This window comes from Enterococcus sp. AZ071, from assembly GCF_050499065.1.
GTDB classification, from domain to species: domain Bacteria; phylum Bacillota; class Bacilli; order Lactobacillales; family Enterococcaceae; genus Enterococcus_A; species Enterococcus_A ferrettii.
The window spans coordinates 287,020-309,894 of sequence record NZ_JBIPAS010000001.1 but is presented as its reverse complement, the minus strand read 5'-3'; the positions used below and the strand labels follow the sequence as shown (position 1 = coordinate 309,894).

Annotated in this window: 13 protein-coding genes, 3 rRNA genes and 1 pseudogene; 10 read left to right on the top strand and 7 right to left on the bottom strand. The window is 41.5% G+C overall.

Translation table 11 applies throughout. The features are described from left to right. Positions 1–77: 77 nt before the first annotated feature. Entirely contained in the window at positions 78–938 is an 861-nt protein-coding gene (locus tag IGI49_RS01455; protein ID WP_429963139.1) for a Cof-type HAD-IIB family hydrolase, read from the top strand. A 25-nt stretch (positions 939–963) separates the two neighbouring features. Next, positions 964–1,494: an LURP-one-related/scramblase family protein gene (locus IGI49_RS01450; RefSeq protein WP_207702211.1), complete on the top strand. Its 531-nt coding sequence runs from the start codon at positions 964–966 to the stop codon at positions 1,492–1,494. On the opposite strand, the gene IGI49_RS01445 is transcribed toward IGI49_RS01450, so the two are convergent. Beyond that, complete coding sequence (locus IGI49_RS01445) at positions 1,484–2,077, bottom strand: N-acetyltransferase family protein (RefSeq protein ID WP_429963138.1); 594 nt, start codon at positions 2,075–2,077, stop codon at positions 1,484–1,486. The two genes, IGI49_RS01450 and IGI49_RS01445, sit on opposite strands and share 11 nt — an antisense overlap. A gap of 127 nt (positions 2,078–2,204) precedes the next feature. On the opposite strand from IGI49_RS01445, the gene IGI49_RS01440 reads away from it, so the two are divergent. Further along, positions 2,205–3,278: an endonuclease/exonuclease/phosphatase family protein gene (locus tag IGI49_RS01440; protein WP_429963137.1), complete on the top strand. Its 1,074-nt coding sequence runs from the start codon at positions 2,205–2,207 to the stop codon at positions 3,276–3,278. A 57-nt stretch (positions 3,279–3,335) separates the two neighbouring features. On the opposite strand, the gene IGI49_RS01435 is transcribed toward IGI49_RS01440, so the two are convergent. Further along, entirely contained in the window at positions 3,336–5,756 is a 2,421-nt protein-coding gene (locus IGI49_RS01435) for a hydroxymethylglutaryl-CoA reductase, degradative (RefSeq protein ID WP_429963136.1), read from the bottom strand. Between the two features lie 246 nt (positions 5,757–6,002). Here IGI49_RS01435 and IGI49_RS01430 point away from each other — a divergent pair, with 246 nt between their 5' ends. The 3 genes from IGI49_RS01430 (at position 6,003) to IGI49_RS01420 (ending at position 9,076) form a co-directional block, all read left to right on the top strand. Continuing rightward, positions 6,003–7,157, top strand: a complete 1,155-nt coding sequence (locus tag IGI49_RS01430; RefSeq protein WP_429963135.1) for a hydroxymethylglutaryl-CoA synthase — start codon at positions 6,003–6,005, stop codon at positions 7,155–7,157. Between the two features lie 491 nt (positions 7,158–7,648). Further along, a complete protein-coding gene (nrdI, locus tag IGI49_RS01425; protein ID WP_429963134.1) occupies positions 7,649–8,095 on the top strand; it encodes a class Ib ribonucleoside-diphosphate reductase assembly flavoprotein NrdI in 447 nt (148 codons plus the stop codon). Between the two features lie 72 nt (positions 8,096–8,167). After that, positions 8,168–9,076, top strand: a complete 909-nt coding sequence (locus IGI49_RS01420; RefSeq protein WP_429963133.1) for a lactate/malate family dehydrogenase — start codon at positions 8,168–8,170, stop codon at positions 9,074–9,076. Positions 9,077–9,437: 361 nt separating this feature from the next. On the opposite strand, the gene rrf is transcribed toward IGI49_RS01420, so the two are convergent. The 5 genes from rrf to IGI49_RS01395 form a co-directional block, all read right to left on the bottom strand. Further along, positions 9,438–9,553: ribosomal RNA gene (gene rrf, locus IGI49_RS01415) — 5S ribosomal RNA — on the bottom strand. Between the two features lie 65 nt (positions 9,554–9,618). Beyond that, positions 9,619–12,530, bottom strand: a 23S ribosomal RNA gene (locus IGI49_RS01410). Positions 12,531–12,783: 253 nt separating this feature from the next. Beyond that, positions 12,784–14,343 (bottom strand): 16S ribosomal RNA (locus IGI49_RS01405). The 16S, 23S and 5S rRNA genes sit together here, the layout of an rRNA operon. Before the next feature lie 426 nt (positions 14,344–14,769). Further along, the gene (locus IGI49_RS01400; RefSeq protein WP_429963132.1) at positions 14,770–15,603 is read right to left on the bottom strand and encodes an endonuclease/exonuclease/phosphatase family protein; all 834 of its coding nucleotides are present in this window, start codon (positions 15,601–15,603) and stop codon (positions 14,770–14,772) included. A 15-nt stretch (positions 15,604–15,618) separates the two neighbouring features. Further along, positions 15,619–17,796, bottom strand: a complete 2,178-nt coding sequence (locus IGI49_RS01395; protein WP_429964951.1) for a PTS transporter subunit IIBC — start codon at positions 17,794–17,796, stop codon at positions 15,619–15,621. A 210-nt stretch (positions 17,797–18,006) separates the two neighbouring features. On the opposite strand from IGI49_RS01395, the gene IGI49_RS01390 reads away from it, so the two are divergent. The 4 genes and pseudogenes from IGI49_RS01390 (at position 18,007) to IGI49_RS01375 (ending at position 22,861) form a co-directional block, all read left to right on the top strand. After that, on the top strand, positions 18,007–20,295 hold the full coding sequence (locus tag IGI49_RS01390) for a glycoside hydrolase family 65 protein (RefSeq protein ID WP_429963131.1): 2,289 nt from the start codon (positions 18,007–18,009) through the stop codon (positions 20,293–20,295). Next, entirely contained in the window at positions 20,288–20,947 is a 660-nt protein-coding gene (gene pgmB, locus IGI49_RS01385; RefSeq protein WP_429963130.1) for a beta-phosphoglucomutase, read from the top strand. The genes IGI49_RS01390 and pgmB overlap by 8 nt, the downstream gene beginning before the upstream one ends. A gap of 21 nt (positions 20,948–20,968) precedes the next feature. Further along, positions 20,969–21,997: pseudogene (locus tag IGI49_RS01380) on the top strand (LacI family DNA-binding transcriptional regulator); the annotation flags it as partial. 72 nt (positions 21,998–22,069) lie between these two features. Next, the gene (locus IGI49_RS01375) at positions 22,070–22,861 is read left to right on the top strand and encodes a metallophosphoesterase (protein ID WP_429963129.1); all 792 of its coding nucleotides are present in this window, start codon (positions 22,070–22,072) and stop codon (positions 22,859–22,861) included. The last annotated feature ends 14 nt before the right edge of the window (positions 22,862–22,875 follow it).

The following is a 22,875-nucleotide window of genomic DNA, read 5'->3' as shown; positions in this document are numbered from 1 at the left end:
ATATTAATTCAGATGGTTATCCTCTCTTGGAATATGTTACACTAACTACGTATGATAAGAAAGTCAGGTGAATAATTTTGATCAAATTGATTGCTTCTGATATGGATGGTACTTTATTGAATAACCACATGGAGGTACCTGAAGAAAACGTCAAAGCCATCTCCAAAGCCCAAAAAGCCGGAGTAGAATTTATTGCTGCTACTGGACGCGGGATTGGTCACGCACTTGCTTCATTAGACGAAGCCAACATCCATGTTCCTATGATTCTATTAAATGGCGCCTTAGTGCTGGACGCCAATCGAGACGTTTTATTTTCGGTACCGATTCCTCGCGAAAAAGCTTTTCAAATCATGGATATGCTTGAAGAAGCTGGAATCTATTTTGAAATTTTTACAGCTAAGCACGTATATTCCGAAAATAAAGTTTATCGGATTGATTTCTTTTCTAGTCATTTAGCAGAAATGGCGCCAGAGCTTTCACCAAAAATGGCGATTGCAGCTACCGCTGAGCGTTTAACCATTTTACCGATTACGTACGTTAAAGACATGCGTCAAACGGTGATTGACAATAACGAGGAAATCTTGAAGGTTATTGCCTTTGACAAAAATGGTCCGATTAAGCTGCAAGCAATGACAGAGAAATTGAGCACATTAGGTGAGCTTGCAATTGCGGCCTCTGAAGCCAGCAATATTGAGATTAATCATGAAAATGCCCAAAAAGGCATCGCACTTGCTCAATACGCTGAATCAAAAGGGATCACTGCTGATGAAGTAATGTCGATTGGTGATAACTTCAATGATATCAGTATGTTAAAATATGCCGGCACCAGCTTTGCAATGGGCAATGCTGAACCAGCAGTTAAATCCTATGCCAAATTCGTAACTGACACAAATGTAGAAAACGGTGTCGCAAAAGCAATTGAACAGGTCCTTGAGTGAACAATTACCAAAAGTGGTGAAAAAAATGACGGAATACCTTATTCAAGAAAAACATCTAAGTTCAGCGACACGTACCATCGTCAAAGATATAGATGGCAAAGCAGTCTACTTGATGGTTGGTCAATGGGGGCGAAAGGGCAATGTCCTTTCCCTCTATGCGATGAACGGACAGATGGTTGCATATATTAAACAAGCCAGCGTGGTTTTTGGTCGTAAATTTGAAATCTACCAAAATTTTACCAAGGTTGGTACCTTACATAAAATTTTCAATTGGCCAGGAGATTTTTACTACATCAAGCAGTTGAACTGGGCTGTTTATGGGAATATTTACAACCATCATTACGCAATCAATCATTTCAACCGTCGCATTATGACCATGAATAAAGCCAGCTTCTTAACTGGTGATTATTATGTATTAGACATCAACCACCCTAAAAATGCGCCTGTCGCTATTTGTGTGGCAGCCATTATGGACTACTGGTTATACAACCGCAGTAAATCTAATGCAAAAGAAAGAGCAGCTTCAAAAACTGCTCTTTGCTCGATTAACAGCTGACCTTTTCACGGACAGCTGTTTTTATTTTGCGTTGCATATGATCGTATAGATGACCGCTGATGGTATGTTGTCCCACCTCTTCAAATCCTTCTCGCAGATACAATTTCTTTGCACCAGGATTCAAGCGATCTACACTTAAACCGACAATCTCTTCGTCATCTCGAATGGCGATTAGATCCACAGCCTCTAATAAGCTTGAACCAATTCCTTGTCCACGAAAAGCTTCATCCACCGCAATTGAATCTAAGTACCATTCATTGGGGAAGGCTTCCGAATCAATAAACATCTCAATGTCCTCCGGCAATCCTTTAGAGACAAGATATTTTTTTAATGGTCGATCAATTATTGGTTCGTCCTTTGCCGGATAGCCAAAAGCAGCTCCTGCAATTTTTCCATCCACCTCCGCTACCAATCCTCGCTGATAACCAAAGCGATAGGTTGGATCGTCGTAGGCCGTGATGATTGCTTCTTTCGTTGCTGCTTCACCGAAGTCTTCGACAAATGGCAGCTCCATGTCCTTTAAAATAACCAGGATTAATTCAGCAATAGCAGGTCCATCTTGTTTTTCGGCAAATCTTATCATAGTAAAACTCCTTTTTTATAACATTGTTGCTTTATTATTGTATCATGACTTGAATAGAAACAAAAGATAGACACCCTTTTTCTAATAAAGCAATTTCTGTTATGATAGTAGTAAGGAGGAGAAATTTATGGCAAAAAAAATTAGTAAAGTGCTGCTGGCACTTTTGTTCCTTATACTTTTAGTTTTAGGCGCTTATGTTGGTTATCTGTATATAGCCTATGATCGTTTACCAGATAAACAAAAGCTGACTATCGAACAGGAATCTGATGCCCACTTGAAGGCTGACATTTCTTATCGTGCGATGACTTACAACATCGGATATGGTTCCTATCCATCCAGCTACAGCTTCTTTATGGACGGAGGCAAAAAGTCTAGAGCCGATAGTAAAGCAAGTGTTGAGAAGAATTTACGTGGTGTGGTAGAAACTACTGAAAAAATCGATCCTTCATTAGCTTTTTATCAAGAAGTTGATGAGGACGGTGATCGTTCTCATCATGTGAATGAAGTGAATTGGCTTAGAAACTATTTATTAGGTTACAACAGTCTTTACGGTCAAAATTACGATTCACCTTACCTGTTTTATCCATTTAATCAGCCCATCGGTAAAGCTAAATCAGGCTTAATTACCATGAGTAAAGCCGAAATGACTGATGCCGAGCGTTATTCTTTACCGATCGAAACCAACTATAACAAGTTTTTAGATTTAGATCGGGCCTTCACCACCACCAAAATCCCGGTAGAAGGCAGCAACGACTTGATCGCCATCAATGTCCATCTGTCAGCTTATACAAAAGACAAATCTGTTCAAGAAGCTCAACTAAGCAAACTCTTCAATTACATGGAGGACCAATACAAGAAAGGGAACTATGTCATTGTAGGCGGTGATTTTAACCACGATGTCTTAGGCAATAGTCCTGAGGTTTTTGGTACTAGTAAAAAGCGTGAAAGCTGGAATCAACCCTTTCCTAAAGAAGATTTGCCGAAAGGCTTTGAAATACCTGTCGATGGTCTAGCAAAGGCTAAGATTCCTTCTTCACGTAAACTAGACGCACCTTATGATAAGGAGACTGCGAAAGTAACCCTGATTGATGGATTTATCGTTTCTGATAATGTTTCGGTTGAAAAAGTTCAAGTAGAAGATAATGAATTCAAGTATTCCGATCACCAACCGGTATATTTAGACTTCAAATTAAAAAAATAAAAAGTTCTGAAGCTGCTCAAAATGAACGAGGCAGTCTTCAGAACTTTTTTATTAGATTTAAGTTGCACGTAGCTGTGTCAGAATTTTTTCAGCGGCTGCCAGATTCATTTGAGGTGCTTGTCTTAATAATTGGACAACCTGGGGAATTTCATTTTCCTGGGCTCCAGCAGTTATTGCCAAAGAACGACTCTGTAAAGCCATGTGTCCCTTTTGAATCCCTTCGGATACCAATGCCTTCAAAGCTGCAAAATTTTGGGCCAAACCTACAGCCGCAATAATTTCAGATAAAGTCACCGCCGAATCGGCACCTAATAACTTAAGATTCAGCTGTGCTTTAGGTAATACCTTGGTTGCACCACCGACAGTTCCAATCGCCATTGGCAAAACCAAACGACCAATCAACTGATCGTCTTCAATAGCCCAATCGGTTAATCCTTGATAACTGCCAGTTCTCGCCGCATAGGCATGAACTGCTGCCGAAACAGCACGGGTATCATTACCTGTTGCTAAAACAACAGCTTCTACCCCATTCATGATTCCTTTATTGTGAGTAGCTGCTCGATAAGGATCTAATTTCGCGTAGGTTGCTGCCGATGCGAGATTTTCAGCTATCTCCTGTCCGATTGAAGCAATTGGCAGTCGGCAGACAGCTTCCACTAAGGAATGGGTTGCATAATTACTTAAAATACTAAATAGTACATTTACTCCAGGAATTTCATTACGAATCTCCTGAGCAACACCCTCAAGTATGGTATTTAGTATATTCGCACCCATAGCGTCCTTAACATCAACAATTAAATCAATCGAAACATAACCCTGTTCAGGAAAAGAACGGAATTGAATGTCCTTCAAACCACCGCCTCTTTGATAAATAGAAGGGTAAACCTGTTGAGCTACTTCAAAAATCCGTGCTTCCTTCTCTCTCAACCATTGTTGAAAATAATGGGGATCGCTAACCTCCTGTAACACAATTTGTCCTACCATGGCCCGTTCCAATACATGCGCTTCAATCCCGCCAAATTCGCCAATAATTTTAGCCGCATTACTGGCTGCAGCAATAACTGAGGGTTCTTCTGTAGCCATTGGAATATCTTTTACTTGTCCGTTAATAACAAAATTGCGAGCTAACCCCAGAGGAATTGCTACCTCACTGATTTGGTTCTCAATTAGATTGTTGGCAATTTTTTCCGGCAGTACAGTATCTTCTGATAGCTGAGCAGCTTCTTCTGCTGTTATTTTTTCTTCCGCAGCTAACTGAGCTAAACGTTCCGCTCTAGTCAGCTGATAAAACTTTTTTTTTTGCGCTACAGCCTCATCATTTTTACGGATCATTAATGCCAAGCCGATGCCGCCGCCAACGCAGAGACTAGCAATCCCACGCACTTTATCCTCTTGAATTAATTCATGCAGCAGGGTAGTAACGATACGAGCACCGCTGGCTCCAATTGGATGTCCCAAGGCAATCCCGCCGCCTCGAATGTTCAATTTCTCCTCCGACAGCTGCAATTCCTTTTGAACTGCTACAGAAGCTGCCGCAAAGGCTTCATTAATTTCAAATAAATCAATAGCCTCTTGGGTCATGTTTTGCTTTTCTAGTAATTTTTCAATCGCTGAAACAGGAGCAACTCCCATGATATTTGGGTCAATTCCCACTTCACTGTAGCCTTCAATTGTGGCTAGATAAGGTAAATTATTCATTTCGGCATAGGATTTTGAAGCCAAAACCAGTGCTGACGCTCCGTCGTTCAAGGTTGAAGCATTTCCCGCCGTTACAACTCCATCTTCTTTAAAAGCTGCCTTCAAGCTGGCAATTTTTTCTAAAGTTGTCTCTTCCCTAATGCCTTCATCAATACTAAATACAGTTCCATCAGCTAAAGTAACTGGAACTATCTCCATTTCAAAGTCCCCATTACTACGCGCTTTACCTGCCTTCTGCTGAGAAGCATAAGCAAAATCATCCTGATCCTGGCGCGAAACTTGATACACCTCTGAAACCTTCTCTGCAGTCAACCCCATGTGTCGACCACTAAAGGCATCTGTCAGACCATCGTAAATCATGCTGGAGAAAGGCTCTTGCCAATCATTATCGATGAAATCGTACTTGGTTAGCTTCGGTGCCTGTGACATGTTTTCAGTTCCACCGGCAACTACAACCTCTGCTTCCCCTAATTGAATTTGCTGCATTGCTAAAATAATTGCTTTGATTCCCGAACCGCAAACTTCATTAATCGTGGTTGCTGGTACTTCATAAGGAACCCCCGCCTTAACAGCCGATTGACGTGCGACATTTTGACCATTGCCTGCCTGCAATACATTTCCTAAAAAGACTTGACCAACAGCAGCTTCAGAAACCCGTGCGCGTTTGATTGCTTCCTTGATCGCAGCAGCGCCTAAATCAACAGCAGATGTTGCTGACAGGCTTCCTTTATACTTTCCGATCGGTGTTCGAACAGCGCTTAAAATCACTATTTCTTTCAAGGTGCACCTCCAAAAAAAGTTTTATCTATATAAAATTGTTATGCCAAAAGTTTTAGCTTCTCTGACTTTACCGTATCCATGTGAGCTTTTCAAGGCAGCGATGTATTTCTTAAAAATAGTTGAAAGATTGTCAGACCTCTATTTATGAATCAGAATTCCATATTTTTTAACTTTTCTTAAGAATGAATCTGCCCAACTTCTAGCATTTCTATGATATATTACAAAGGGAAGAAAAGGAGGGGCAACATGAAAATAGGGATTGATAAAATCAGTTTTCACGTACCAAATGATTATCTTGACATGACGGATTTAGCTGTCGCAAGAAACACTGATCCAAATAAGTTTCATATTGGGTTAGGACAAGACAAAATGGCGGTTATTCCAAAAACACAGGATATCGTTACTCTCGGTGCTGCTGCTGCAGAAAAAATAGTATCCGAGGAAGACAAACAAGTCATTGATCTGGTAATTGTTGGGACGGAATCAAGCAACGATTTCTCAAAATCTGCTGCCGTTATTATTCACGGCCTACTAGGTATACAACCGTTCGCCCGTTCTTATGAAGTAAAACATGCCTGTTATGCTGGAACTGCCGCCTTACAACAGGCAAGGGATTATGTCGCAGCTCATCCAACACGAAAAGCGCTCGTAATCGCTGCTGACATCGCAAAATATGGTCTAAATACAGGTGGCGAGCCAACCCAAGGATGCGGTGCAGTAGCCATGTTGGTATCTGCAGATCCAAAAATTCTTGCAATTAACGATGATAGTGTCTTTTATTCGGAAGATGTCTATGACTTTTGGCGTCCATCCAATCACGAATACCCATTAGTTGATGGACATTTATCAAATGAAATTTACATTAACTCGTTTGTACGTGTTTGGGAACAAAGCTTAAAAGCGAATCAAACGACTTCAGAAAATTATGCCGCCGTTACATTCCATTTGCCTTATACTAAAATGGGACGTAAAGCCTTAAGAGCTGTTTTTCCTAGTATGCCTGAAGAGGAACAGGCCCGCTTAGAAGCCCGCTATGACGAAGCTGTGGTGTACAGTCGAGAAGTCGGCAACCTTTATACCGGCTCGTTATATTTAGGATTAATTTCTCTGCTCGACAACAGCCAATCTTTAAATGCAGGTGATCGCATCGGCATGTTTAGTTACGGATCTGGTGCCGTCAGCGAATTTTTCTCTTTAGAATTAATGCCTGAGTACAAAGAACGTTTGACAGCAGAAGCTAACCAATCGTTATTAAACGCTCGGACACAATTATCAATTGAAGCTTATGAAGCAATGTTTGAAGACAAATTACCGTTAGGCGATGATGAACATGACTTCAATGATAAAACATCCTTTGCCATTAACAAGCTTAAGGGTGGTATTCGCTATTACAATCATTAAGCAAAAGAGATCTCAAAATTGAGATCTCTTTTGCTATTCAAATAAAAAAGAGAAGCAACTGAGAGCTTCCCTAAAAATAGACAAAAAAAAGAAAGTCTAACAAGTTTAATGGATGTGCTTTTTCTTTTCATTCCTTAGTCATTCTGGAATATTTGCACTCTTTTTGACTTAGTTTATTTCACTAAATACAACCATTAAATTGAGGAAATATTTTACGTTCCTCTACTTGCTAGACTCGATACATTTGGTAAGGAGTGAACAAAAATCCCTACTTCCTTTCTGCCATTGGCATTTCATTTGAACTGAGTCAACTTCACTCATTCCATGCTGCAATAAATTACAACTGAGGGATTACTTCCCCTTACATTTATTTTATATCATATTTCGATATTTTTTGCAACCGTTTACATTCTTTTTTGATTTTTTCTATTGCAGCTTGATCTGATAGTTTCTTTATTCGTGCTATAATAATTTTCTAGGAGGAATGGTTAATGAAACTTTTATATATCTCAATTTCTGGTAATACAAAGTCGTTTGTAGAACGTATCGCAGCTTTTTCACAAGAACAACATAAACTAGACACCACACTTCCCGTTTTTGACATTCAGGAGATTTCTGAGAATTCTCCATTCGAAGTCGAAGAAAATCCTTTTGTTACCTTTGTACCCACCTATCTGGAAGGTGGAAACGGTGTAGACAATGGCGACACGGAAATTTTAACCGAGGTAATGCGCGAGTACTTAGAATACAGTGAAAATTATAAACGTTGCTTAGGAGTAATCGGTAGTGGTAACAAGAATTTTAACTACCAATATTGTTTAACTGCTAAACAATATAGTGAAGCTTTTGGCTTTCCATTATTAGCTGATTTTGAACTGCGCGGTACTGACGTGGATCTTAAACGTATTTATGCCGTCTTAAGTGGATTGTCCGCTTAATCATTTTCACATAATGCTCTTGACTTTTTCTCATAATAGAGGCATTCTTTTTATCAGAAGGAGTGAAATTTATTGAAAAAAGCAGCGATTATTGGTGTAGGTCACGTGGGGAGCACTTTGGCTTATACTCTGATTACTAGAAATATTATAGATGAGCTAGTACTTTTTGATACAAAAGAAGATCAGCTTCTTTCAGAGTACAATGATTTATTTGATGGGCAAGTCGATCGATACAGCTATGTAAAACTAATCGAGCCAGATTTAGCTGAATTAGCTGATACCGACGTGCTAATTTTTTCAGCTGGCGATATTACCATTTTTGAAGGAAATTCTGATCGCTTTGCAGAATTGTACTTAACAAAAGAAATAGTTGAAGAATGGGCACCTAAAATCAAAGCATCTGGTTTCAAGGGTATTCTTATTAATATCACGAATCCATGTGATGTAGTAACCCAAAGACTTCAGGAATTAACTGGACTTCCTAAAGAACGTGTATTTGGAACTGGAACCACTTTAGACAGCGCAAGAATGAAACATGCTGTAAGTAAAAAGTTCAATGTGCATCCATCTTCGGTTGAAGGATATGTACTGGGTGAACATGGTGAATCCCAATTTGTTGCTTGGTCAAGTGTAAGAATTGGTGGTGTTCCTATCACTGAAATGCTTTCACCTGATGAACTAGAAGAGTTAGAGGGCGTTGCCAGAGCCGGTGGCTGGATTACTATGCGCGGAAAAGGATATACCTCTTTTGGCATTGCAAACCAAGCGGCTTTAGTTGTTGAGGCTGTCTTGAACAACAACTATAAAATTCTACCTGTATCCAGCTATAGCGAAAAGGATCAATGCTATGTTGGGCATCCAGCAAAGGTGGCTGTTTCAGGAATCATTAATGACTATCACTTTACTTTGTCTGATCGTGAAAATCAAAAATGGAGAAAATCCATAGAAACCATTAAATTTATGCATAGCACAGCACTTTAACATCTGATTTTGTATTCTAAAATAAACAGGCTACTCGGTTCAAATTTAGCCCTAATCCCTCTATCTAGGAAAAGGAAACAATCAAATCCTAGATAGGGGTATTTGTTGTGATAAAAGAATCATAAAGCTTAGTCTAGAAAAAACTATATATGTACATTATCTTTTCTATCTAATTGTGAAAATTACTGGCATGATACAGAGTAGGAAAATTTATTGGTCCTATCCCTGTATAAGTTTTATTGTAAATGCTTAACACTATCATCACCAAAAGTTTAGCTATGTTGAGGGATTTTCCTGTTTAGGACTTACTTTTTATTATTAAAAATAAAAAAGACCATCCAAAGATTGAATGATCTAACTTGCGTGGCGGCGTCCTACTCTCACAAAGGGAAACCCTTCACTACAATCGGCGCTAAGAAGCTTAACTTCTGTGTTCGGCATGGGAACAGGTGTATCCTTCTTGCCATCGCCACCACACTATTTACTTGAGTAAACTTCGCTCACTCAAAACTGGATCAGAAAATAAACTCTTCCGAGTTTTTTTGGTTAAGTCCTCGATCGATTAGTATCAGTCCGCTCCATACATCACTGCACTTCCACTTCTGACCTATCTACCTGATCTTCTCTCAGGGATCTTACTTTCTTAAAGAAATGGGAAATCTCATCTTGAGGTGGGCTTCACACTTAGATGCTTTCAGCGTTTATCCCTTCCCTACATAGCTACCCAGCGATGCCTCTGGCGAGACAACTGGTACACCAGCGGTAAGTCCATCCCGGTCCTCTCGTACTAAGCACAGATCCTCTCAAATTTCCAACGCCCGCGACGGATAGGGACCGAACTGTCTCACGACGTTCTGAACCCAGCTCGCGTGCCGCTTTAATGGGCGAACAGCCCAACCCTTGGGACCGACTACAGCCCCAGGATGCGACGAGCCGACATCGAGGTGCCAAACCTCCCCGTCGATGTGGACTCTTGGGGGAGATAAGCCTGTTATCCCCAGGGTAGCTTTTATCCGTTGAGCGATGGCCCTTCCATGCGGAACCACCGGATCACTAAGCCCGACTTTCGTCCCTGCTCGAGTTGTAGCTCTCGCAGTCAAGCTCCCTTGTGCCTTTACACTCTGCGAATGATTTCCAACCATTCTGAGGGAACCTTTGGGCGCCTCCGTTACTCTTTAGGAGGCGACCGCCCCAGTCAAACTGCCCATCTGACACTGTCTCCCAGCCCGTTTAGGGCTGTGGGTTAGAGTGGCCATAACACAGGGGTAGTATCCCACCATTGCCTCAGCCGAAACTGGCGTCCCGGCGTCTAAGGCTCCTACCTATCCTGTACATGTGGTACAGACACTCAATATCAAACTGCAGTAAAGCTCCATGGGGTCTTTCCGTCCTGTCGCGGGTAACCTGCATCTTCACAGGTACTAAAATTTCACCGAGTCTCTCGTTGAGACAGTGCCCAAATCGTTACGCCTTTCGTGCGGGTCGGAACTTACCCGACAAGGAATTTCGCTACCTTAGGACCGTTATAGTTACGGCCGCCGTTTACTGGGGCTTCAATTCGTACCTTCGCTTACGCTAAGCACTCCTCTTAACCTTCCAGCACCGGGCAGGCGTCAGCCCCTATACGTCATCTTTCGATTTTGCAGAGACCTGTGTTTTTGATAAACAGTCGCTTGGGCCTATTCACTGCGGCTGATCGTTAGATCAGCACCCCTTCTCCCGAAGTTACGGGGTCATTTTGCCGAGTTCCTTAACGAGAGTTCGCTCGCTCACCTTAGGATGCTCTCCTCGACTACCTGTGTCGGTTTACGGTACGGGCCGTTGTTTTCTCACTAGAAGCTTTTCTTGGCAGTGTGACATCAGGAACTTCGGTACTGTTATTTCCCTCCCCGTCACAACTTGTCCTTAAAGAAGTAAGCATTTGACTCACCTCAAGACTCATTGCTTGGACAGACATTTCCGATCGTCTGATTCCTTAGCCTACTGCGTCCCTCCATTGCTCAAACAAAAACAACGGGTACAGGAATATCAACCTGTTATCCATCGCCTACGCCTTTCGGCCTCGGCTTAGGTCCCGACTAACCCTGGGCGGACGAGCCTTCCCCAGGAAACCTTAGTCATACGGTGGACAGGATTCTCACCTGTCTTTCGCTACTCATACCGGCATTCTCACTTCTAAGCGCTCCAGCAGTCCTCACGATCTACCTTCAACGCCCTTAGAACGCTCTCCTACCATCGTACCATTGGTACGATCCACAGCTTCGGTAGTATGTTTAGCCCCGGTACATTTTCGGCGCAGGGTCACTCGACTAGTGAGCTATTACGCACTCTTTAAATGGTGGCTGCTTCTAAGCCAACATCCTAGTTGTCTGTGCAACCCCACATCCTTTTCCACTTAACATACATTTTGGGACCTTAGCTGGTGGTCTGGGCTGTTTCCCTTTCGACTATGGATCTTATCACTCACAGTCTGACTCCCAGAGATGAATGAATGGCATTCGGAGTTTATCTGAATTCGGTAACCCGAGATGGGCCCCTAGTCCAAACAGTGCTCTACCTCCATCATTCTCACTCTGAGGCTAGCCCTAAAGCTATTTCGGAGAGAACCAGCTATCTCCAAGTTCGTTTGGAATTTCTCCGCTACCCACACCTCATCCCCGCACTTTTCAACGTACGTGGGTTCGGTCCTCCAGTGCGTTTTACCGCACCTTCAACCTGGACATGGGTAGATCACATGGTTTCGGGTCTACGACCACTTACTCATTCGCCCATTTCAGACTCGCTTTCGCTGCGGCTCCGTCTTTTCGACTTAACCTCGCAAGTAATCGTAACTCGCCGGTTCATTCTACAAAAGGCACGCCATCACCCATTAACGGGCTTTGACTTGTTGTAGGCACACGGTTTCAGGATCTATTTCACTCCCCTTCCGGGGTGCTTTTCACCTTTCCCTCACGGTACTGGTTCACTATCGGTCACTAGGGAGTATTTAGCCTTGGGAGATGGTCCTCCCGGATTCCGACGGAATTCCTCGTGTTCCGCCGTACTCAGGATCCTCCTAGGTGCTATCCAAATTTCATCTACGGGGCTTTTACCCTCTCTCGCAGACTTTTCCAAGTCCTTCGATTATTTGAATAAACTACCATATCGGAGTCCTACAACCCCAAGATGCAAGCATCTTGGTTTGGGCTTTTCCCGTTTCGCTCGCCGCTACTCAGGGAATCGAATTTTCTTTCTCTTCCTGCAGGTACTTAGATGTTTCAGTTCTCTGCGTCTACCTCTAATCAGCTATGTATTCACTGAAAAGTAACATCCTATCAAAGATGTTGGGTTTCCCCATTCGGAAATCTCCGGATCAAAGCTTACTTACAGCTCCCCGAAGCATATCGGTGTTAGTCCCGTCCTTCATCGGCTCCTAGTGCCAAGGCATCCACCGTGCGCCCTTATTCACTTAACCTTATCAACCTTACGGTTGGTTCTTGATCTTCTCTTCTAGCGATAGAAGTCCGATCAATAAAAAAGCAATTGAACGATTAAAAACTCATTCAACGCGGTGTTTTTTCTCGGTTTGTTTGTTTATTTTCTGTATCCAGTTTTCAATGAACGAAATGTTTTGAGAGTAAACCTCTCAAAACTGAACGAATAAAAACAAGCCTGTGTAGTCTTCCGTAACGCTAGGCTGGCATTGCTGCATCCTAGCTTATCCTTAGAAAGGAGGTGATCCAGCCGCACCTTCCGATACGGCTACCTTGTTACGACTTCACCCCAATCATCTATCCCACCTTAGGCGGCTGGCTCCAAAAGGTTACCTCACCGACTTCGGGTGTTACAAACTCTCGTGGTGTGACGGGCGGTGTGTACAAGGCCCGGGAACGTATTCACCGCGGCGTGCTGATCCGCGATTACTAGCGATTCCGGCTTCATGTAGGCGAGTTGCAGCCTACAATCCGAACTGAGAGAAGCTTTAAGAGATTAGCTTAGCCTCGCGACTTCGCGACTCGTTGTACTTCCCATTGTAGCACGTGTGTAGCCCAGGTCATAAGGGGCATGATGATTTGACGTCATCCCCACCTTCCTCCGGTTTGTCACCGGCAGTCTCGCTAGAGTGCCCAACTAAATGATGGCAACTAACAATAAGGGTTGCGCTCGTTGCGGGACTTAACCCAACATCTCACGACACGAGCTGACGACAACCATGCACCACCTGTCACTTTGCCCCCGAAGGGGAAGCTCTATCTCTAGAGTGGTCAAAGGATGTCAAGACCTGGTAAGGTTCTTCGCGTTGCTTCGAATTAAACCACATGCTCCACCGCTTGTGCGGGCCCCCGTCAATTCCTTTGAGTTTCAACCTTGCGGTCGTACTCCCCAGGCGGAGTGCTTAATGCGTTAGCTGCAGCACTGAAGGGCGGAAACCCTCCAACACTTAGCACTCATCGTTTACGGCGTGGACTACCAGGGTATCTAATCCTGTTTGCTCCCCACGCTTTCGAGCCTCAGCGTCAGTTACAGACCAGAGAGCCGCCTTCGCCACTGGTGTTCCTCCATATATCTACGCATTTCACCGCTACACATGGAATTCCACTCTCCTCTTCTGCACTCAAGTTTCCCAGTTTCCAATGACCCTCCCCGGTTGAGCCGGGGGCTTTCACATCAGACTTAAGAAACCGCCTGCGCTCGCTTTACGCCCAATAAATCCGGACAACGCTTGCCACCTACGTATTACCGCGGCTGCTGGCACGTAGTTAGCCGTGGCTTTCTGGTTAGATACCGTCAAGGGGTGAACTTTTTACTCTCACCCTTGTTCTTCTCTAACAACAGAGTTTTACGATCCGAAAACCTTCTTCACTCACGCGGCGTTGCTCGGTCAGACTTTCGTCCATTGCCGAAGATTCCCTACTGCTGCCTCCCGTAGGAGTTTGGGCCGTGTCTCAGTCCCAATGTGGCCGATCACCCTCTCAGGTCGGCTATGCATCGTTGCCTTGGTGAGCCGTTACCTCACCAACTAGCTAATGCACCGCGGGTCCATCCTCGAGTGACGCAAAAGCGCCTTTCAAAAGAAAACCATGCGGTTTTCTTTGTTATGCGGTATTAGCACCTGTTTCCAAGTGTTATCCCCCCGCTCGAGGGTAGGTTACCCACGTGTTACTCACCCGTTCGCCACTCCTTTTCTTCCGGTGGAGCAAGCTCCGGTGGAAGAAAAAGCGTTCGACTTGCATGTATTAGGCACGCCGCCAGCGTTCGTCCTGAGCCAGGATCAAACTCTCATAAAAAGTGTTTGAAACAGTCTTGCGACTGTTAAGCTCAATTTAAAAATTGATTCGCTAGCAATTGCTTGCTATGTTGTTTGCTTCTATATAATAGAAGCGCCCTACACATTTGGTTTGTTTTATTCGTTCAGTTTTCAAAGGTCTACTTTTGATAATACATTGTGAAAGCTTGTCGCTTCAACAACTTTTATATCATATCAGTTGCTTTACAGATAGTCAAGAACTTTTTTCATCTTTTTTCTGAAAAAATGAAATCTTCAATCAGCAACTTTCATATCATATCTTTTATCAAAGCGTTTGTCAACAAAAAGATTTACGAATATTTTCGTGAAATTTTCTTTTTGCAGCAACGTTTTGTATCATATCATATACAGCGGAAATGTCAACAGCTTGGTCTAGTTATTTTCACAAAAAAACTGGCCCCTCTATTTAAGACCAGTTAAAATCTACTTCTATTCCTAAGTGATCACTTATTTGCGGCAATTGTTTACCGTTAAATAAAGTCCGATAAGTCTGCGCCTTTAGTTGTGCCTGACTAAAAATATAATCTATCCTAATACTTTTTTGATTATCTTGCCAGCCATCAATTGCTTTCTCAACAGTTCCTCTTCCTTGCCTAATTTCAGCTTCCTCATAACTATCAAGAAACCTAAAAGAGCTATCCTTTACTAATTGATACCCTTGATTAGACCTATTATCAGAATTATTGAAGTCTCCCATAACTAAAATCGGAAAAGAAAGCCAATTTACTAATTTCTTCTCCAACGTTTTCCATTCATAGGCAAAACCTTCTGATGAAGAAAGCCACCACGAAAAATGTCCGTTAACAACCACGAAATTTCTTTCTTGATATTTTGTACAACATATTAGGACATTTCTTGTACGATAATCTTTGGGGTCAGTATTTTCAGAAACAGTAAGAGCATATGAAGTGAGTGGGCTTTTTGACAAAAGCCCTACTCCTTCATGATATATATCATATCCAATATGGTTATAGACCCAACTCCAATAATAATGACAGCCCAGCTCTTTTAAGCGCTGAATTAACAGAAGCATAAAGTTATCTTTCTTAACTGCTTTTTGATTTTTTACAGACTGAAAATATCCATCCAAAGCCGCTTCAGTACTGTCTCGATGCTGATTCACTTCTTGTAAACCGACAAGTTGATACCCATTATTTAGGATTGCCTGCGCCAGTACCTCGATTTGTTGTTCAACATTTTCTTCCATATAGCTGTGTGTGTTTAATGTCAATACTTTCATATTAGAGCCGCCCTTTTAACTATCTATACTACCAATCGCTTCACCTTTTTTCACTTTTCCGATTTTATCAAAGTGATATTTCTCTATTTTATCTCCATTGGTAAAGATAACAATCATTGTGGTCATTTTTCCAGCTTCCTTAATTTTAGTCAAATCAACTTGAGCAACAGGTGTCCCTGCTTCAACAGTTTGACCTTCAACAACGGAAATCTTGAACGGACCGCCGTTTAAATCCACTGTATCAATTCCCATGTGTAATAATACTTCAATACCCTCCGCTGTTTCTATGCCGATCGCATGTTTTGTCGGGAAAACTGAGGTTATTTTTCCGACTAATGGACTAACGATCTCTCCATCTTCTGGGATGACTGCAAAGCCTTCACCCATCATTTTTTGCGAAAATACATCATCTTCAACCTGATCAATAGCAATCAGTTCTCCCTTGGCTGGTGCAACTAACTGCGTAGTTTTTCCAAAAAAGTTCGCTCTCGGTTTTTCAATAGTTTCTGAAGCTGCCTCACTTACCGCAATTGTAGGAATTTCTGTGCCTGAATCTAATAAATCTTGAATATCTGATTTAAGAATATCTGCTTTTGGTCCGTAAACTGCCTGTACGCCATTATCCTTAACTAATAATCCTATGGCACCAGCCTTTTTCCATTGTGCCTCACTGCCAACCTTTTGATTGTCATTTACCGAAACACGTAAGCGTGTCATACAAGCATCTACATATGAAATATTTTTTGGTCCGCCCAACAGGTTGATGATTTGGACAATTTGAGAGTTGGCAGCCGCCGTTTCACCATTACTTGATACTGCCTCCTCTGCCCCATCATTTTCATAGTTGCCGTTTCTTCCTGGAGTTGCATAATTAAACTTCTTAATCATAAAGTTCGCAACAAAATAAGTGAACACTCCAAAAACGATGGTAACAATAACAAAGTTTAAGAAATCACCGCCAATTCCGGCATTTAATCCCATTGGTAAACGTGTTAGCAATTCAATATTGCCAAATGAATGAACCCGTAAGTTAATGACATCAGCCATTGCAAACGCAGCTCCTTGAATAACTGAATAAACAGCATACAGTGGTGCAGCCACAAACATAAACATATATTCTAATGGTTCAGTCACACCAGTTAAAAATACTGCAGCTGCTGCCGAGATATACATAGATTTGTATTGTTTCACCTTGTCTTTGTCAACATTGCGATACATGGCAACAGTCAATCCCATTAGAATACCTGATGAACCGATCATTTGCCCCACCTTGAAGCGCGCAGGGGTCCACTGTTCTAAAGCCTGTGCGTATTGCGCTGTATCTCCAGCACCACGTAAGTTTACCAAGTCTGTCGCCCATGCTAGCCACAATGGATCTTGACCAAATACTTGTTGACCTGCTTGAGCACCTGTCAAGATTTCGTAAGTTCCGCCAAGAGCCGTATAGTTAATTGGAATAGTTAATATATGGTGTAAACCAAATGGCAAAAGCAAACGCTCCAAAGTACCAAATAGGAATGGTGCGAGAATTGGTGCAGTATCTTGCGACTCAGCAATCCATTTACCAAATTCATTAATTCCAGTCTGAATAACTGGCCAAATCAAAGCTAAAATCAAAGAAACAATTACTGACCGCAAAATGACTACGAATGGAACAAATCGTTTCCCATTGAAGAATGTCAATACTTCTGGAAGCTTTCTGAAATTGTAGTACTTATTATAGGCTGTTGCACCGACAAATCCTGCAATAATTCCGACGAAAACTCCCATGTTTAGTGCTGGAGCTTCCAATACGCTTGTGAAATAACCGTCTACCACAATTTCCTGACCCAAAAGAGTATGAGTAATGGCTTCAGGATTCGCTAACATTTCACTCGTTACACCAAAAATGGCACCAGTGATGCGGTTAATTAAAATAAATGCTAGACCCGCGGCAAATGCCCCACCAGCCTTTTCCTTCGCCCAACTTCCACCAATTGCCAAAGCGAATAATAAATGCAGGTTTCCTATAACTGCCCAACCAATATTCTCAATTACACTACCCGTTGTTATAAGCCAACCCAAATTCTCACTGATCATCGGTAATGACTTCCCTATACTGATCATCAGTCCAGCAGCAGGCATTACCGCAATAACTACCATTAATGCTTTACCAAATTTTTGCCAAAACTCGAAACTAAAAATACCTTTGATCCCTTTCATAGTACCTCTCCTTAAAAAAAATATTAATGCAATCGGTTGCGCTGTTTCGTATTATATACCGCATCCGTTTTTTTGTAAACTCTTTCAGACAAATTAATTATTCACCTTTTTGATGGTATCTGTCAAGATTCACGCTTTTTCTTGACTAACGCAACCGATTGCGTTTATTATTAAAGAAAAGAAATCATAAGGAGGATACACATGAACCAAATTCAACGATTATTTGACATTGATCCTTGGAAAATCCGCACAACCACATTAGATAAACAAAACCGACGCCTACAAGAATCTCTTACTAGTATCGGTAACGGGTATATGGGTATGCGAGGAAACTTTGAGGAGACTTACAGCGGAGATCATCACAAAGGTACTTATTTAGCTGGTATCTGGTACCCTGATAAAACTCGAGTCGGTTGGTGGAAAAATGGTTATCCCGACTATTTCGGAAAAGTAATCAACGCGATCGACTTTTTACAGATGAAAATTTTTATCAATGAGATCGAGGTTGATTTAGCTAAACAAGGAATGATAGATTTCGATTTAGAACTAAATATGCAAAATGGGGTTTTGTCCCGTTCTTTCACTGTAGTATTAGGTGATGCTAAAGTTCGCTTCTCCTTTGAACGTTTCTTGAGTATCGTTAAAAAGGAATTGGCCGTAATCAAACTTACTGCTGAGTGCCTATCCGGAAAAGCAGACATACAGGTGGTTTCCAGCTTAGATAACAACGTCCAAAACGAGGACAGTAATTATGAAGAAATGTTCTGGATCGAAAAGGAACGCGGTCATAAGGAGGATATCAGCTTTCTAACAACGCAAACTATTCCAAACAACTTTGGAATTGAACAGTTCTCAATTACTGCCGCCATGAAACATAGCGGAAATCTTGAAGCAAGTGTTCAGCATGATGATCAATTGATAGTTTCCGAGCAGTTTAGATGGAGCTTAACTGCTGGCGAAACCGGGCAAGTTGAAAAACGAGTTGTTATCGTGACCAGCCGTGATCTTCCTGAAGCTGAACAACGAGAGGCAGCAGTGGGATTGTTAGCTGATTATGCTCAATCTTACGAAGATTTATACCAAGAGCAAAGTGCTGCATGGGCCAAACGTTGGGAACTGGCCGATGTTTTGATCGAAGGCGATGATGAGGCTCAACAAGGGATTCGCTACAATATTTTTCAACTCTTCTCTACTTATTATGGGGATGATGAACGGTTGAATATCGGACCTAAAGGCTTCACTGGTGAAAAATATGGCGGTGCAACCTATTGGGATACCGAAGCTTATGCAGTCCCAATGTACTTGGCATTAGCTAAACCAAAAGTTTCCAAGAATCTGTTGAAGTACCGCCACAATCAATTACCACAAGCAAAAATTAATGCTCAAAAACAGGGTCTAAAAGGCGCACTGTATCCCATGGTTACATTCACAGGAATTGAGTGCCATAATGAATGGGAAATCACCTTTGAAGAAATTCATCGTAATGGAGCAATTGCTTATGCGATCTACAATTACACAAATTATACAGGTGATGACAGCTATCTGAAGCATGAAGGACTAGAAGTACTTACCGAAATTGCTCGTTTTTGGGCAGATCGCGTTCACTATTCTAAACGCAACCAAAAATATATGATTCATGGTGTAACTGGTCCTAACGAATATGAAAATAATGTCAACAATAACTGGTACACAAATACTATTGCTGCATGGATCTTGAAATATACTTTAGAAAACTATTTACGCTATCAAGGCCATGTTTCAGTAACTATTACCGCTGAAGAACAAGCGAAATGGCGGGATATTATTGAGAAGATGTACTTACCGGAAGACAAGGAGCTGGGTGTATTCGTTCAGCATGATACCTTCTTAGACAAAGACTTAATGCCGGCAAGTGATCTTTCTTCTGAAGATCGACCACTAAACCAAAAATGGTCGTGGGATAAAATTTTACGTTCTTGCTTCATTAAGCAAGCTGATGTCCTGCAGGGTATCTATTTCTTTAACAATCAATTTAGTTTAGAAGAAAAAAAGCGAAACTTTGAATTTTACGAACCGATGACTGTCCATGAATCCTCTTTATCTCCTTCTGTTCATGCCGTTTTAGCTGCAGAATTAGGAAAAGAAGAAAAATCAGTTGAAATGTATCAACGTACTGCTCGCTTAGACTTGGATAATTACAATAACGACACTCAAGATGGCTTGCATATTACTTCTATGACGGGCAGTTGGTTAGCAATCGTACAAGGTTTCGCTCAAATGAAAACATTCGATAATGCTTTAAGCTTTGCTCCCTTTTTACCAAGCAAATGGAAGCAATATTCTTTCCACATCAATTATCGCGGACGTTTGATTGCTGTAGCTGTCAATGAAAATGAAGTATCATTAAGCTTGAAAGAAGGCTCCCCAGTTAAGGTGCACATTTATAACCAAACGGTTGAACTAGGTTCAGAAATTACTGTTCCTTTGAATAAGGAGGAGAAACATGTTTAAAGGTGTACTCTTTGATTTAGATGGCGTAATTACTGATACAGCAGAATATCATTACCAAGCTTGGAAGAAATTAGGCTCTGAAATAGGTATTTCTATTGATCGTCAGTTCAATGAACAATTAAAGGGTGTCAGTCGGGAAGATTCTCTTAATCGTATGCTTGAACATGGCGGCAAATCTTCCACTTATACTCCAGAGGAACTAGCAGAATTGGCTGCTCGTAAAAATGAAAATTATGTCAAAATGATTCAAAAAGTCTCGCCAAAGGATGTCTATCCTGGTATTTTAGACTTATTAGAAAATCTAAGGCAAGCCGGGATTAAAATTTCTTTGGCATCCGCTAGCAAAAACGGACCCTTTCTACTAAAACAGATGGCCTTAACAGATTATTTTGATGGGGTTGCGGATCCAGCTAAACTACAAGCTGGTAAACCGGCACCAGATATTTTTATAGAAGCTGCTGAAATTGTCGGATTGTCGCCAAATGAATGCATTGGAATTGAAGATGCACAGGCTGGCATTACTGCTATTAAAGCTAGCGGAGCATTACCTATTGGTATAGGACAACCTGAACAACTGGGCTATGATATTCCACTTGTAGCTTCTACTAAAGAATTAACATTGGAATTTTTAACCAACTGCTGGAAGAATTAAGCAGCAAACAGAAAGGAGAGAAAAACAAAAATGACTGTTACCGTAAAAGATGTTGCAAAAAAGGCAGGAGTCTCTCCTTCTACCGTTTCACGCGTAATCAATGATCATCCAAGCATTTCCAATGAAACAAAAAAGAAAATTCGATATATTATGGACGAAATGGGCTATTTTCCAAATATAACTGCTCGAAATTTGGGAAAGCAACGAGCAAATTCTTTAGGCGTAATCCTGCCGCCTTTAGATTCCAACGAACGAATCGGAAACCCATTATACTTGGAGCTGATTAATGCTATTAACGAAACTGCACATGAATTTCAAGTGACCACCGCAGTGGCTTCAGCTACAACAGCAGAAAGTTTATTGGAGAACGTCATAAGAATGCATCGGCAAAAACAAGTTGACGGATTTATCTTAACCTATTCTGAGAAGGACGATCCAATAACACAGTATCTGTATGAAAATAGTGTTCCTTTCACTTTGATTGGACGCCCCGCAGAAAAGGAAGCTGAGATTATTTACGTTGATAATGACAATCAACTGCTTGGCAAACAAGCCACAGAATTTTTATTATCAAAAGGACATAAAAATATTTTGTTTGCTTCAAATGTAAACCAGCAAATCGTTTTCTTCGAACGCTATTTCGGATATCAGGAGGCTCTCATGCTAGCTAGTCTACCCACGCATTCGCCGATCACGTTGACTAAACCAGAAGACTACGCAGCCTTTCCTGAAATTATTGAACAAACTAATGCAACAGCCCTAGTCGTTATTGATGACATCTTTGCTCTGCGAATTATTCAATTAGCTAATTTTTACGGCTATCAGGTACCCGATGATCTATCCATCATCAGCTTCAATAATTCTATTTTTGCAACCTTAGTACATCCTTATCTAACAACCATCGATATCGATATTACTGATTTAGGACGACTAGGAACTCAGAAATTAATGGAGCAAATGGACAACCAACCAAGCAACGGAGTTCAGCTGGTTGTTCCACATCAATTGATTCAAAGGGAAACAGTCATTAAAAATCCTAAGAATCAATAAAAAGCTGAAGGCGCAACTTGTGGCCTTCAGTCTTTTTTCGCTATACTGCACAAATAGAGAGAAGGAACAACCATGCAGATCATTCTATTAAGTATAGTGATTTTTGTATTATACGCGAGCTATGAAACGTTTCGTCTAAAAGAAAAGCATTTTAGTTTAAAAAAGGAAAACCATATAAAAATCGAAGAAGGCCATACAGGCTCTTTCACGATTGCTCATATTAGTGATATTCATTTTTCGCGTTTTTATTCTCCGAAACGTTTTTCGAAAATTGTCGCTGCAATCAACTTGCAGGTACCAGAGGTAATTATTTTTACTGGCGACTTGGTGGAGGACTTTCGTTATTGGCGAAAAAGAGATTGTTCCGAGATAATTAGGCAGCTAGCTGCTTTACAAGCAGTTAAAGGTAAATTCGCTATATTAGGAAACCATGATTATCAATCTGAAGGCCAGCAGCAAGTACAAGATATTTTAGTCAAAGGTGGTTTTACTCTTTTGGACAATCAAACTCAGGTAATAGAAACGATCAGTCTATCTGGGATCGAAGATAATCAAGGAGGTATTCCTGATTACTCAATCACTCCTTTACCAGCTGATTTTTCAATCTTATTAATTCATGAACCTGACCAAGTAGATGAAATCAAAGCACTATCCTCCTTCGATTTAGTCTTAGCTGGACACAGTCATGGCGGTCAACTCCACTTACCCGGGCTGCCATATCGAAATCACGGGTCGAAAAAATATTGGGCAGGAATCTATCATTTATCTGAACACTCATTGCTAATAGTAAACACAGGCCTTGGAACCACTGGACCTCCTCTACGTTTTCGAGTAATACCTGAAATTCTTTATTTGCATTTATAAAAGGAAAATCCCCC

What these genes read in the sequence shown, in the direction of transcription:
- IGI49_RS01450 (WP_207702211.1), top strand. Translation starts at nt 964, where the DNA reads ATGACGGAATACCTTATTCAAGAAAAACATCTAAGTTCAGCGACACGT.
- IGI49_RS01445 (WP_429963138.1), bottom strand. Translation starts at nt 2,077, where the DNA reads ATGATAAGATTTGCCGAAAAACAAGATGGACCTGCTATTGCTGAATTA.
- IGI49_RS01440 (WP_429963137.1), top strand. Translation starts at nt 2,205, where the DNA reads ATGGCAAAAAAAATTAGTAAAGTGCTGCTGGCACTTTTGTTCCTTATA.
- IGI49_RS01430 (WP_429963135.1), top strand. Translation starts at nt 6,003, where the DNA reads ATGAAAATAGGGATTGATAAAATCAGTTTTCACGTACCAAATGATTAT.
- nrdI (WP_429963134.1), top strand. Translation starts at nt 7,649, where the DNA reads ATGAAACTTTTATATATCTCAATTTCTGGTAATACAAAGTCGTTTGTA.
- IGI49_RS01400 (WP_429963132.1), bottom strand. Translation starts at nt 15,603, where the DNA reads ATGAAAGTATTGACATTAAACACACACAGCTATATGGAAGAAAATGTT.
- IGI49_RS01390 (WP_429963131.1), top strand. Translation starts at nt 18,007, where the DNA reads ATGAACCAAATTCAACGATTATTTGACATTGATCCTTGGAAAATCCGC.
- pgmB (WP_429963130.1), top strand. Translation starts at nt 20,288, where the DNA reads ATGTTTAAAGGTGTACTCTTTGATTTAGATGGCGTAATTACTGATACA.
- IGI49_RS01375 (WP_429963129.1), top strand. Translation starts at nt 22,070, where the DNA reads ATGCAGATCATTCTATTAAGTATAGTGATTTTTGTATTATACGCGAGC.